This window comes from Stakelama marina, from assembly GCF_018122655.1.
Classification (GTDB): domain Bacteria; phylum Pseudomonadota; class Alphaproteobacteria; order Sphingomonadales; family Sphingomonadaceae; genus Sphingomonas; species Sphingomonas marina.
In genome coordinates, this window is sequence record NZ_JAGRQC010000001.1 from 694372 (window position 1) to 707789 (window position 13418).

The 13418-nt window shown below is 64.0% G+C and carries 11 protein-coding genes and 2 tRNA genes; 5 read left to right on the forward strand and 8 right to left on the reverse strand.

The features are described 5' to 3' along the window. Positions 1–157: 157 nt before the first annotated feature. The 3 genes from J7S20_RS03305 (at position 158) to J7S20_RS03315 (ending at position 3043) form a co-directional block, all read left to right on the forward strand. Positions 158–1894, forward strand: a complete 1737-nt coding sequence (locus J7S20_RS03305) for a HAMP domain-containing sensor histidine kinase (protein ID WP_284052802.1) — start codon at positions 158–160, stop codon at positions 1892–1894. Positions 1895–1939: 45 nt separating this feature from the next. Next, positions 1940–2920 carry a polysaccharide deacetylase family protein gene (locus J7S20_RS03310; RefSeq protein ID WP_284052803.1) on the forward strand — a complete coding sequence of 327 codons (981 nt, stop codon included), beginning with the start codon at positions 1940–1942 and terminating at the stop codon, positions 2918–2920. Positions 2921–2966: 46 nt separating this feature from the next. After that, a tRNA-Ile gene (locus tag J7S20_RS03315) sits at positions 2967–3043 on the forward strand. Between the two features lie 24 nt (positions 3044–3067). On the opposite strand, the gene J7S20_RS03320 is transcribed toward J7S20_RS03315, so the two are convergent. Further along, positions 3068–3577, reverse strand: coding sequence for a membrane lipoprotein lipid attachment site-containing protein (locus J7S20_RS03320; RefSeq protein WP_284052804.1), 510 nt, complete (start codon positions 3575–3577; stop codon positions 3068–3070). 105 nt (positions 3578–3682) lie between these two features. Here J7S20_RS03320 and J7S20_RS03325 point away from each other — a divergent pair. Further along, positions 3683–3759 (forward strand) — tRNA-Pro (locus tag J7S20_RS03325). A gap of 43 nt (positions 3760–3802) precedes the next feature. On the opposite strand, the gene J7S20_RS03330 is transcribed toward J7S20_RS03325, so the two are convergent. The 6 genes from J7S20_RS03330 to J7S20_RS03355 form a co-directional block, all read right to left on the reverse strand. After that, a complete protein-coding gene (locus J7S20_RS03330) occupies positions 3803–5605 on the reverse strand; it encodes a glycoside hydrolase family 15 protein (RefSeq protein WP_284052805.1) in 1803 nt (600 codons plus the stop codon). After that, the gene (locus J7S20_RS03335) at positions 5602–6615 is read right to left on the reverse strand and encodes an SDR family oxidoreductase (protein WP_284052806.1); all 1014 of its coding nucleotides are present in this window, start codon (positions 6613–6615) and stop codon (positions 5602–5604) included. The genes J7S20_RS03330 and J7S20_RS03335 overlap by 4 nt, the downstream gene beginning before the upstream one ends. Positions 6616–6726: 111 nt before the next feature. After that, on the reverse strand, positions 6727–8367 hold the full coding sequence (locus J7S20_RS03340) for a GMC family oxidoreductase (protein ID WP_284052807.1): 1641 nt from the start codon (positions 8365–8367) through the stop codon (positions 6727–6729). Further along, positions 8357–8998, reverse strand: coding sequence for a gluconate 2-dehydrogenase subunit 3 family protein (locus J7S20_RS03345; protein ID WP_284052808.1), 642 nt, complete (start codon positions 8996–8998; stop codon positions 8357–8359). The genes J7S20_RS03340 and J7S20_RS03345 overlap by 11 nt, the downstream gene beginning before the upstream one ends. Then, positions 8991–9815, reverse strand: coding sequence for a hypothetical protein (locus tag J7S20_RS03350; protein WP_284052809.1), 825 nt, complete (start codon positions 9813–9815; stop codon positions 8991–8993). The genes J7S20_RS03345 and J7S20_RS03350 overlap by 8 nt, the downstream gene beginning before the upstream one ends. Positions 9816–9818: 3 nt before the next feature. Then, on the reverse strand, positions 9819–11606 hold the full coding sequence (locus tag J7S20_RS03355) for a thiamine pyrophosphate-requiring protein (protein ID WP_284052810.1): 1788 nt from the start codon (positions 11604–11606) through the stop codon (positions 9819–9821). Positions 11607–11717: 111 nt separating this feature from the next. Between J7S20_RS03355 and J7S20_RS03360 the strand changes: the two genes are divergently transcribed. Next, entirely contained in the window at positions 11718–12098 is a 381-nt protein-coding gene (locus J7S20_RS03360) for a sensory rhodopsin transducer (protein ID WP_284052811.1), read from the forward strand. Here the strand turns inward: J7S20_RS03360 and J7S20_RS03365 are convergent. After that, positions 12095–13327, reverse strand: a complete 1233-nt coding sequence (locus J7S20_RS03365; protein WP_284052812.1) for an alpha-hydroxy acid oxidase — start codon at positions 13325–13327, stop codon at positions 12095–12097. The two genes, J7S20_RS03360 and J7S20_RS03365, sit on opposite strands and share 4 nt — an antisense overlap. Positions 13328–13418 lie beyond the last annotated feature (91 nt).

Here is a 13418-nt window from a genome sequence, read left to right on the forward strand (position 1 = left end):
GTACAGCATAAGATAATTACGCGCAAACGCAATTGTCCCACAATGCAACGTGGCGAAAATCCCGGTTTCGGTACGCGCCGCAGGGGGTTAAAGACCGGTTACGGCGCGGATGGTCGCGGCGGTTGCGGAAAGGCGGACCTTGCGCTTCGACGACGTCATGGAAACCGTTCTGGCAGCCGACGTCTCGACCGATTTCGGGCGGCAGTCGCTGTGGCGACAGCTTGTCGACCTGATCGGGCGCCGCCGCGTTTCGCCTACCGAAGAAGCGATCAGCAAGCTGCATGAAATCCGCGATCAGGTGCCGGCCGCCGTGCGCGCGGCAAGCGCTCGCGCACTGGAACATGCCAATCCGCCGCGTGCGCTGGTCATGCTGTTCGCGGGCGACGCGCTGAATGTGGCGCTGCCCGTGCTGCGCAGCGCGCGGCTGACCTCGGAAGAATGGATCGCGCTGCTGCCGACGCTTACGCCGCCGGCCCGCTCCATCCTGCGCAACCGGCGCGATCTGGGGCCCAAGGTGCGCCGCGCGCTTGAGAGTTTCGGCGCGTCGGATTTCGTGCTTGGCGACGAAAGCGCCGAAGCGTTGGTGCGAGGCGATGCGTCTGCGGCTTCGGAAAGCGAAGAAATCGCAGAGGAGGTCGCGCCGATTGCCGAGGGGCCGCGTTCTCCATTCCAGCCATTTGGCGACGTTACGCGCGGCTTGCCCTTCGTGAACGAAGCGATGCGCACCGCGCGCCGGGACAAGCGCGCCGGTAACGACACGACGTCGGATGCCCCAAATGAGGGCGGCAAGGAGGAGCGCGGGCCGTTTCGGATCGCCGACGTCGTCGCGCGGATCGAGGCGTATCGCCGCGAACGCGACGAGGGCAAGCACGATACGCGGCGCCCCGTTCCGCAAGCCGCCCATTTCCGTTTCGAATGCGATGCAAGCGGGCTTGTCCGCTGGGTCGATGGTGTCGAACGCGAGGCGATGATCGGCCTGTCGCTGGTGCAGCCGGGCACTGACGGCGTGTCGCGCGCCGATGCGACCGCCGCCGGCGCGTTCCGCAGGCGTTCGGCATTCACCGATGCGCGATTGATCGTCGAGGGACGGTCGAGCGCGGCGGGTGACTGGCTGATATCGGCCAAGCCGCTATTCGATCCGCGTAGCGGGCGCTTCGTCGGTTTTCGCGGCACCGCGCGGCGCCCGCGCGCGGACGAACGCGCCGAACCGCGCCGGACGCGTGCGGCGGCGCAATCGCTGCGTCAGCTTGTCCACGAACTGCGCACGCCGGCCGGCGCGATCAGCGGTTTTGCCGAGATGATTGAGGGGCAGCTGTTCGGCTCGGTGCCGGCTCCGTATCGCGAGCAGGCGGCCGATATCCGCGACGAGGCGAAAAAGCTGCTCGGTGTGATCGACGATCTCGACCTGGCGGCGCGGATCGAGGACGAATCGCTCGACCTTCACGGCGGGAACGTCGCGTTGCAGCCGCTGTTCGACCGGATCGCAGACGATTTGCAGCCGCTTGTCGAACTTCGCGGCACCGAACTTGTGTTGCCCGCAACGGATTGCTCGGTCGCCGGCGATGGCCGCGCGGTCGAACGGTTGCTCGCACGGCTGCTCGCGACGCTGGTATCGGCGGCCGGCAAGGATGACCGGATCGAAGCGGAAATCGGTGAGGATCGCGAGGAACAGGTCGTGATGACCTTTACCCGTCCGTCCGCGCTTCCGCCGCTCGGCGCGGCGGATGACGAGGAATGCGAAGACCGGGCAATGCTCGGTACGGGCTTTTCGCTTCGGCTCGCGCGCAATCTCGCCAGAGAGATGGGCGGGGACCTTGGCTTTTCGTCGAAGTGCTTGACTTTGCGGCTGCCCGCCGCCGAGGATCGCGGAGTGGATCAGGCGCAAACCAACTGAGCGATGCCGGACGCGCATGCGCCCCCAAATGGCGGGCACGATCCGTTGGTTTTTTCGACCCTAGCGGAAGCCGAAATACACTGGCCCGCCGATTTCGGCACGCGCTTCACGATCTTCGTCGATACCGAGGAAGAGTTCGACTGGCGCGGGCCATTCAGCCGTGAGGCGCGCGGAACGACTGCGATCGCGGCGCTGCCCGAGGCGCATCGAAGGCTGAGCGAAGCGGGTGCGGCGATCACCTATCTGGTCGATCACCCGGTCGCGAGCGAGCCCCGGGCGCAGGAGATACTGGCGGATTTGCTGGACGACGGCCGGACCGGCATAGGCACGCAGCTTCATCCCTGGGTCAGCCCGCCGCACGATGAAGACGTGAATACCCGGAACAGCTTTCCCGGTAATCTTCCGCGCGAGCTTGAGGCGGCCAAGCTCGATATTCTCACGGACACAATCCGCAGTGCCTTCGGGCGATCGCCGCGAATCTATCGTGCGGGGCGCTATGGGATCGGGCCGAATACATTCACCCTGTTGGAAGCGCGCGGCTATCGGATCGATAGCTCGATGCGCGCCCGCTATTCCTATGCCGGGCAGGGCGGCCCCGATTTCAGCGCGGTCGGCAATGCCGCGTTTCGGGTCGGCGGGCTCGTCGAGCTGCCGCTGACGACGGTCTATACCGGCAGGCTCCGGCGATTTGCGCCGGGGCTGTATTCCGCGCTCGGTCATGTGCCGAAGGGGCGGGGGCTGTTTTCCCGGCTCGGCCTGTTGTCTCGTGTCGCGCTGACGCCCGAGGACATGCCGATCACCGACGCGCTCGAAGCGGTGCGCGTGGCAGTGGGCGAGGGGACCGGGCTGTTGAACTTCAGCTTCCACTCGCCCTCGGTCGCGCCGGGCTTTACACCCTATGTCCGCGACGCCGCCGATTTGCGCGAATTTTACCGCTGGTGGGATGCCGTTCTGGCGCTTCTCGCAAAGCTTGGCGTCCGCTCGGCGAGCGAAGCCGAACTTGTCGAGGCGATCGGGCAAAGCTGACGCTTGCCCGATCGGACCCGCCTCGGCTATCGCGGCGGCGGCTAGTGGGCCTGTAGCTCAATTGGTTAGAGCTGGCCGCTCATAACGGCTAGGTTGCGGGTTCAAGTCCTGCCGGGCCCACCAGCCGCGCGCCGCGTTTCCGTGCGGTTAGCTTCCCCAGCCCGAGCGCGTCTGCTTGATGCTCTGGAAAGTCTCGTCCACGCGCGAATCGAGCCGCTTGTCGCCGCGATCCTTCGACAGGCCGGCGGTCTGATAGAGCGTGCGGATATATTCTTTGGTCTGATCGGGATCGAGCGGCTTGTCAGTACGCGATTCGAAATCCATCTCCGCACTGTTGAGGGACTGGATCGTCTTGTAATCGTTCGCGCAAAGCGAATCGGGCTTCAGCGCGATCTGGTCGAGGAAATAGGTCGCGAACTGCCGGGCGCCATCCTGCCAGGCCTGAGCATCGTCGGAGGCATCGGGCAGCATCTGCTGGCGCTGCTTGGTGAATTCGGCGACCTGCGCTTTCGAAAAGCCGGCATAGTTCGAATCGAGATCGGCGGAGACGCAATCGGGTTTCTTCGCGACGGTTTCGTCCGCGCCCGACGCATCGCTGCTGCTGCACCCCGCGAGCAGCGCGATCGCGCCGACGGCGACTAGAGTCCGCTTCATCATCAGCATTCCTCCCCTGGTATTTTGCAGCGCCGATCATATCAGCCGGTCGCGCGCTGTCACGAGGGAGTTGTCGAGCGCCGCCGGGGCGTGTAGCAGCGCGCGTGTCGGGGAGTAGCGCAGCCTGGTAGCGCATCTGCTTTGGGAGCAGAGGGTCGCAGGTTCGAATCCTGTCTCCCCGACCATCCTGCACATATCGGCGTGATCAACACGGCGGGCCGCTGCGGCTCAGTCGGCGCGCTTGTGGGCGGGGCCGCCGCTGTCGCTGAGGTTGAAGGCACTTACGACGAGCGAGAGGTGCGACAGGCCTTGCGGGAAATTGCCGAGCAGGCGGCTTTCCTCGGTATCGAACTCTTCGGAAAGCAATTGCAGATCGTTGGCGCCGTCGAGCATTCGTTCGAACAGCTTTCGCGCCTCTTCCTTGCGGCCCTGCAGCGCATAGACATCGGCGAGCCAGTAGGTTGCGGCGATGAAGGCGCCTTCGCTTCCGCCGACGCCGTCATCGGTCTTGTCGGTCGAGTAACGCAGGACGAATCCGTTTCGGATCAGCTCGCGCTCGACAGCGGCAACGGTGCCCTCGATCCGCGGGTCGTCGGCGGGCAGGAAGCCCACCAGCGGTATGCGGAGCGCGCTTGCGTCGAGCCGTTTGCTGTCGAAAGTCTGGGTGAACGCGTTGACCTCTTCATCGAAGCCGTTTTCGCAGACGTAGTGATGAACCTTGTCGGCAAGCTGCCGGTAATGGCGGCACTTGTCCGCATCTTCATCCTCATACCACCGTGCCGCGCGGTCGAACGCGACCCAGCACATGACCTTCGAATAGGTGTGCTGTTCGGGATCGCCGCGGCTTTCCCAGATGCCCGCATCGGGTTGTTCCCAGATGTCTTCGAGCTTTTCGGCCAGCAGGCGCAACAAGGTGCCGGCGTCTTCGGTCTTGCCCAGCCCGTGTTGCGAGGCCTGGAACAGCGCGTCGATGGTCTCGCCATAGATGTCGAGCTGGCACTGACCTGCCGCACCATTGCCGAAGCGAACGGGTTTTGCGCCGTTGAAGCCTTCGAGCCAGTCGGCTTCCCATTCGATCGCGCGGCGATCGCCGCTGACCGAATAGAAAGGCTGGAGGTTGATCGGTTCGCCGCCGGTCGCACGACGCAGCCATTCGATCCATTCGCCGGCTTCCTCGGTCATGCCGGCGTCGATAAAGGCGAGGAGCGTGAAGGTCGCGTCACGCAGCCAGCAAAACCGATAGTCCCAGTTTCGCGAACCGCCCGGTTGTTCGGGCAATGAGGATGTCGGTGCGGCGATGATGCCGCCGGTCGGACGATGGATAAGCGCCTTCAGCGTGATGATCGAGCGCAGCACCGCCTCGCGATAGGGGCCGTCATACTCGCACCTGCGTGACCACTCCTCCCAATGCTCTTTCGTTTCCCGCAGTGCATTTTCGGGATCGACACGTTCGGGAATGTCCTTGTTCGAGGGGAACCAGGTCATCACGAACGACTTGCGCTCGCCCTCTTCGACGGTGAAGTGGCAGGTCGACCAGCGGTTCTCGAACGCGATCTCGGCATCGAAATCGAGCGCGACCGCATCGGGCCCGGCGATCGCCACAGCTCTTACGTCAGAAAGCGTCTGCACGAGCGGATGGATCTGGCCATAGTCGAAGCGGAGCGCGAGTTCGCTGACCATGTCGACATGGCCGCTGCGCCCCTCGACAATGCGAACGATATCGGGAGCTTCGCCGCGGATGGGCATGAAGTCGATGATCGCGGCACTGCCGGTTTCGGTCTCGACAACCGTTTCGACTATCAGCGTGTCCCCGAGATAGCGCCTGCTCGTCCCGGTGATCTTGCCTGCCGGGTGCATCCGCCAGCACCCATTTTCGGCATCGCCCAAAATGGCGGCGAAGCACGCCTCTGAATCGAAGCGCGGCATGCACAGCCAGTCGATGCTGCCATCACGGCCGACCAGCGCCGCGGTCTCACCATCGCCGATGAGCGCATAGTTCCCGATCAGGTTCTTGCCGTTCGAAGCCATCATGCACTCCGGCGCTGCGACAGGAACAGCCCGGCGGCACCCGCGACAAGGCCCGCCACTGCGCCAAGCCCGATCTGATTGCGATGCATGGTGAGCCAAAGCTGCGGGCTGCTCGTCTTGGCGGTGTCATCGAAGCGGCCATGGGCGCCGTGGTCGCCCGCCACCGGTTCGTAGAGGTTATCCTTGCGGTCGGCCGAAACGGGCTGCTTGCCCTGCTGCCCCTTGAACGCCGTCGCGCCCAGATAGCGATCGAGCAGCGGCGAGGCGAACCGGTCGCCCCAGATCGCCTCCAGCGTCGGCCAGCCGACCTTGACGCTCTTGCGCTTGTGATGCGCGGCATAATGGATCGCGCGCGCAGGGATTTCGGGCTGATAGGGCGGGCTCGCCGGCTTCGGCTGCATCGGCATGTTGGTGCGGATCCAGTCGAATTGCGGCGTGTTGACGCCGGGAAGCTGGACCATCGAGACATGAACGTCGCTCTTGGCGTGGAACAGCTCTGCACGGATCGAATCGTGAAATCCCTGGATCGCGTGTTTCGCGCCGCAATAGGCGGATTGCAGCGGGATTCCGCGATACGCAAGCGCGGAGCCGACCAATACGACGCTGCCCTTGTTACGCGGCATCATGCGCTTCAGTGCGGCATAGGTGCCGTGGACCTGGCCGAGATAGGTGACCTTCGTCACCCGCTCATAATCTTCCATCGTCATGTCGGTGAAGCGCGACAGCACACCGGCAAAGGCGACATTGACCCAGATGTCGATTGGGCCGAACTTGTCCTCGACCTTGCTGGCGGCATCGTCGACCGCCTGATGGTCGGCTACGTCGAGCGGCAGGATCAGCGCCTCGCCACCAGCTTCCTCGACCTCGCGCGCGGCGCCTTTCAGGCCGTCGCGACCGCGTGCGATCAGCCCTATGCGCGCCTTGTCCTTCGCGAATTCACGCACGACGGCGCGGCCGACGCCGGCGGATGCTCCGGTGATGACGACGACGGGCGGACGGGATTGTTTCGACATGCTTGCAAACTCCTTGGTTCTGTTCGTGGCGGAGCCTGTCGGAGCCCTTCCCCATTCGCTCGGCAGACGATGATTGCGGTTCTGGTCAGCCCGGTTGCGGGCGGCGCGGGGTCACAATTCGCCTCGCGCGGACATCTGTTTGATACGGTCGCCGGTGCGACAGGCGATGGCCTGGATCGTCAGTGACGGGTTGACGCCGCCGACGGTTGGAAACACCGATCCGTCACAGACCCACAGATTGGGAATGTCCCAGCTTCGGCAGTCGGCATCGACGACGCTTGTCTTCGCATCGAATCCCATTCGCGCGGTTCCGCCGAGATGGCAGGTATCGTCCATTTCCTTCCACCGCTCGCGCGCGCCGACCGCCTCCAGGCTCTTGTCCATGAAATCGGTCGCGTGATCGATCATCGCTTCCTCGTTGGGGCCGAGCGAAAAGGTGATGCGAGGGATTTTGAGTCCGTATTGATCCGTGTCGTCGGCCAGCGTGACGCGGTTGCGCTCATAGGGGAGGACCTCTCCAACCATCTTGAGGCCCACCGAATGGTTGTTGCGCGCCATTTCGTCGATCAGCGCCTGTCCCCAGAGGTTGCGCCCGCCCGCCAGGCTCTTGGCCCAGGTGATCGGGAGAGGACCCTGGCTCATATAGGACCAGCCGCCGTGAAAATCCTTGTCGTCGTCGTAATTCCAGTGTTCGGAAATCGCGAGGCTGGGCGGCCCCTTGTACGACCGGATTTCGTCATCGACCTGGCCCCAGGCCGCCTGGTTGAGCTGCACCATCAGGTTCTTGCCGACCAGCCCGCTGCTGTTGGCGAGGCCGTCGGGAAATTCCTCATTGGCGGAGTTGAGCAGAAGGCGCGGCGTTTCGACGGCATAGCCCGCGACGACGACGTTCCTGGCCTTCTGGAAATGCCATTCGCCTTCGCGCTGGTAATGGACGCCGGTGCAGCGGCGATTGCGCGTTTCGATCCGTCCGACCATGGCAAGGTCGCGTATCTCGGCGCCGGCCTTCAAGGCGCGCGGGAGCCACGCCACCAGCACCGATTGTTTGGCATTGGTCGAACAGCCCGTAACGCAGAAACCGCGATAGACGCAGGGCGCGGACTGTCCGATGGGCGCCGACAGCGTAGCGAGCGGGGTTTCGGTCCATTTGATGCCGAGCGCTTCTGCGCCGCGCGCGAGATATTCCGCCGCGGCGTTGAGCGGATGCGCGCGCAAGGGATATCGACCGCGCTTCGGCCCCCATGGATAGCTGACGGGGCCGGAGATGTGGAGCGCACGCTCTGCCTCGTCGTAATAATTCCACATGTCCTGCCAGTCGATCGGCCAGTCCACGCCGTAGCCGAGTGCGGTGCGCGTCTTGAAATGTTCGGGCCGGAAGCGGAGCGAGACCATCGCGAAATGGACGGTCGAACCGCCGACCGCCTTGCCCGAATTGTTGGAGCCCATCTTGATCGGGTGGTCCCCGTCGACGATCCGGTCGTCGGTCCAGTAGAGTTTGTTCTGCTCGGTTTCGTCGGAGGCGAAATCCTCAAGCGGCCGGAAATACGGGCCTGCGTCGAACGCGACGACCGAAAACCCGGCTTCCGCCAGCTTGCAGGCAAGCGTACCGCCACCCGCGCCGGTTCCGACAATGACGAAATCGACCTCTTCGTTTTCCGGATATTCGCGCATCGAAACCCAGCCGCCGGGCGTCATCACATCGGGTGCGCGGCCATTTTTGGCGCGCGGTGTCTGTTCGGGATCAATAGCCATGGCGGTTGCGGACCTTTGCGGGGATCAGTTCATCATTTTTTTGCTCGGATGCTTCCCATGGATCGTGGCGATTGGTTGTCAGCCGGACGTAGCCGCGCGGCGATGCCGGGCCGCCAAAGCCCATCGCGCTCCACGCCGATGGGTGCGCGTAATAGGCCGATACGATGTCGGGGATGAGCCGCCAGCTCCAGAACAATTTGGGCGGCAGCGTGGCCCAGTCCGGCGCCTTGACGTCACCATTCTGGACCGATGCCAGTATTTCGTCCTGCTGGTAGGCTGAACAACGAGCGAAGCCGGTATCGAAGCGCGACTTCGCCTCGGCGTCGATCGCATCCAAACCACGCGCCCATGCCTCGCGAACATCGGGAAGCTCGTGGTGGCGAAATCCGTCACCATTGTCGCTCCCGATCTTGTCGAGGACCAGCGCGGTGGCGTTGACCGGCGCGCGGTGCGCGGGCTGTGGCACGACCCTGGCTGTGACGGCGCGCAGCGTGTCGCGCTGGCGTTCGGCCAGGATGTCGGGCCGCTCGACCTTCGCCATGCGGGCGTCGATGACGTCGCGGGTGCGTTCGTTCCAGCTCGGCGTGTTGCGCTTGGCGAGTACGTCGTAATCGGGGAATGTCTCAGCCACGCGCTTTCCTCCGCTTCTTCATCAACATGAGCGCGCCGAGCCCGGCGATCGCCAGGCCGGTAAAGGCCGGCGGGGCAGGGGTGGGCGGCCCCACCAGCAAATTCTGGCGCCAGTTCTTCCAGCCGCCCATGTTGCGAGCGACGCCATAGGCATGAAAGCCCACGCCGATCAGACCCATCGCGGCGGTCGCGGCAAGAAGCGAGGTCGTGATCTGGCGGGGCTGATCGTCGACTACATCACGCGCGAGCGACGCAGCGGTAACCGGGGGCAGCGCAACGGGAAGCCACATGAACGGGTCGTGATACGCGCCGCGAAAATGGAGCAGCGTGGCCTCGGCCACCGTGCCGATCAGCCCGAAGCTTGTCAGCAGGCCGATCGCTCGGCCGGATGTCAGGTGGATCGGTCCAAGCGTGTCCTTGCCCCGTGCCAAGCGGTCGGCGGTACTTCCCAGCGCCCCCGCAAGCGCAAGCGCGAACGGAGCGCCAGCCGGTGCTGCGTAGAACAGGTTGGTGAAGGTCAGTCCGCCCGGCCGCTTCATCACATTGTAGAGATGGAAACCCAGGCCGACGACGCCGGTCGCGGCAGAGGTCAGGTGGCTGACGAGCGGGCCGGTCTTTTCATCGGACAACGGCTTTTCCAGCCGCCGCCCGTTGAAACCGATCGCCATGCTCGACGACAGCAGCGGGAAAACCATCGCGGGGTTGCGAAACGAACCGCGATAATGTTCGAGCCCGCTATCGGCCAGGACCGAAAGCCCCAGCATCGTTGCTCCGCCAGCGATCAGACGGATTGCTTTTTCGTCAGTCGCGGCGTCCATGGGTCAGTCTTCGTTACCGCCAAGGACGCTGGCAAACAGCTGCTTGGCACTGCCCGCAATCACGCCTTCTTCGTCGGGGTCGCCCTTCACCAGCATCGATGCGAAGGCGCGCGCCTGATCGATCGAGATATGCGGCGGAAGCGGCGGCACTTCCGGATCGGTCTTGACCTCGAGCAGCACCGGACGGCTGGACGAAAGCGCGCGGTCCCAAGCGGAACCAAGCTTCGAGGGATCGTCGACATAGATGCCTTCGAGCCCGATCATCTCGGCAAAGCGGTGATAGGGCACATTGGGAAGCTTCTGCGTCGCTTCGAACTTGGGATTGCCCTCCATCACGCGCTGTTCCCAGGTGACCTGGTTCAGGTCCTCGTTGTTGAGAACCAGAACGACGAAGCGCGGGTCGGACCATTTCTCCCAGTATTTCGCGACGGTGATGAGTTCCGCCATGTTGTTCATCTGCATCGCCCCGTCGCCCACACTGGCGATTACCGGACGGTCGGGATGCGCGAACTTGGCGGCGATCGCATAGGGGACGCCAGCACCCATCGACGCCAGCCCGCCGGATAGCGATGCCATCATGTCGCGGCGCATCTTCACGTCGCGCGCATACCAGTTGGCGCACGAACCCGAGTCGCTGGTGAGGATCGCGCGGTCGGGCAGCCGCTTGCTCAGTTCGCGGAACACGAGCTGCGGATTGACCGGGTTCGCCTCGACGGCGGCACGCTCTTCCAGCGTGTCCTCCCATTCCTGCTTCCAGCCGGCGATCTTGTCGCGCCACTCGCCATCCTTCTGGTCGAGAAGCGGCAACAGCGCGTCGATCGTCGCCTTGACGTCGCCGGTGAGCGGCACTTCCATCGGATAGCGCAGCGAAAGCATGCCGGGATCGATATCGACCTGCACCCCGCGCGCCTGTCCTTCCTTGGGCAGGAATTCGGAATAGGGAAAGCCGGAACCGAGCATGATGAACGTGTCGCAGTTCATCATCATTTCGTAGCTCGGCTTGGTGCCGAGCAGCCCGATCGAGCCGGTCACCCATGGCAGATCGTCGGGAAGGACCTGCTTGCCGAGCAGCGCCTTGGCACAGCCGGCGCCCGTGCGATCGGCCAGCGCGATGACCTCGTCGACTGCATTTTTCGCGCCTGCGCCGACCAATATGCCGACCTTTTTGCCCGAATTGATGACATCGGCCGCGCGCTGAAGGTCTTCGGGTTCGGGTACCACGCGCGGAGCCGTCCAGCCGACACCGGAGAATACCGCGCCGTGGCTGCGCGGCGGCTGCTGCATCTCTTCTTCCTGAAGATCGTTTGGAAAGACGAGCGCGGTGACGCGGCGCTGTCCCATCGCGATGCGGCAGGCGCGGTCGACAAGATGGCGCGTCTGCGCGGGAACCGCGGCATAGCCGGTGAAGGCGCCGGCGACGTCCTTGAACATCGCACCCATGTCGAGTTCCTGCTGATAGTGCGCGCCGACCGCGGTTCGTGCCTGCTGACCGGTGATCGCAAGGACCGGCATATGGTCCATTCGCGCATCGTAGAGGCCGGTAAGCAGATGCGCCGCACCCGGCCCGGAAGTCGCCAGACAGACGCCCAGCTCGCCGGTGAATTTGGCGTGCGCAGAAGCCATGAAGGCGGCCATTTCCTCATGGCGGACCTGGACGAATTCGAATTTGTCCTTGGCCCGGTCGAGCGCGCCCAGCAGACCGTTGATACCGTCGCCGGGGTATCCGAATATGCGGCGAACCCCCCATTGGTGAAGTCGTTCCCAGACGAAATCTCCGACGGTCTGCGCCACGATGGCCTCCTGCGTTGTTAATTTTTCGATCTATTCGGTAACGGACCGTCCGGTCGGTCGTTCCATCTGCAGCGGAGACAATTTTCTTTCGCTAGCGCAATGACATGGAGAATGAAGATGGAAGCTATCGGCAAGACGCGCTGGGTAATTCCCGAAGGCTATATTCCGCCGGCGAGCATGGTGAACGCCGATCACGCACTGATGAGCCACGAAGCGGCGTGCATCCTGAACAGCGGCGATACCGATGCGCATATCGAGATTACGGTGTTCCTGACCGATGACGAACCGATCGGCCCCTATAAATTGACCGTCGGTGCGCGGCGGACGTCGCATGTCCGGTTCAATGACCTTGAAGATCCCGCGCCGGTGCCGACGGGCACCAGCTATGCCAGCGTTATCGAATCGGACGTGCCGATCGTCGTCCAGCACACCCGGCTGGATTCGCGGGCCGCGGAAATCGCGCTGCTTTCGACAATGGCTTTTGCGGCCTAGCCGGTGGGGACGGGGATGCCCTGCATCCTCGTCATTACGGAGGGAGAGAGGGCGTCGAGCGACGACATGCCGAGCTGACCAAGCTCGTTCATCATCTGCGATTGCAACAGCTCCAGCGCGCGTTCGACGCCGTCGGCGCCGCCTGCGCACAAGCCGTAGAGCGTGGCGCGTCCGGTAAGCACGGCATCTGCGCCCAGCGCCAGCGCCTTCAGGATATCGGTGCCGTGCCGAATACCGCCGGACATGTATAGCGCCTTTTCGTCGCCGACGATTTCGCGCGCGCGCGGCAGGATGTCGAGCGCGGAGGCAGCCCAGTCCATCTGCCTGCCGCCATGGCTGCCGAGGATGATGCCATCGACACCGCTATCCATCGCCCGCGCCACATCTTCGAGATTGAGCAGTCCCTTGACGAAGAAGGGCTTGTCCCAGCGAGCGCGGATCTTCGCCACATCGTCCCAAGAAAGCGTCTTGGGCATTTGCTGGCGAATCCAGAAGGCGCTGTCGAAAAAGCCGCGGTGCTGCTTGGGGACGAAATCGATCACGTTCGCGAATTCGGGCATCCCGTGCGACAGGGTGCTGGCGGCCCAGCGCGGATGCCGCGCTGCATCGAGCATCGTCGGAATCGTCGGTCGTGACTGGTTGGTGCGCGTGCGTGCATCCCATTCGCGGTCGCCGAAGATCTGGGAATTGGTGGTCAGCACCAGCGCCTCGCAGCCTGCGGCATCGGCGCGGCGGAGCAGTTCCTGCCAGATTTCGTCGCCGCCGAAGATATATAGCTGCCACCAATGCCGCAGCCCTTCGACCTCTGCGACGCGCTCCATCGGATCGTTCGACATGGTGCTCTGCACGAAGGGAACGCCGGCTCTGGCCGCTCCCTCGGCAAGCGCGGTGTCGGCATGGCGCATGAACAGCCCGTTGAGGCCGGTTGGCGCGACGATGACCGGCAGCGCGGCCTCGCGCCCAAGAATGTCGCATTTGGTGCTGCGATCCGATTCATCGACCAAGGTATGGGGAAGGAAGCGCCATTCGGCGAACGCTTCGCGCTCACGATAGAGCGTGGCCTCCTCGCCCGAGCCGCCCTCGAGATATTCGAGGACGAAGCGCGGCATCAGTTTGTGGGTGCGTGCGCGAAGATCGGCGACCGCCTTGGCGCGTTGGAGGTTGCGACCGGTATAATAGCTGCGCCGCGGCGAGCCATCCATTTGCGCGGTACTGTGCTTGGCGGGCATTGAGGCCTCTCATTTTTGCAGCCGCCCCGCTTTGCGGGAACGGGCAAAATGCCGCGCATGTTCCGCCCAACAAAAAAGGGCGCCCCGAAGG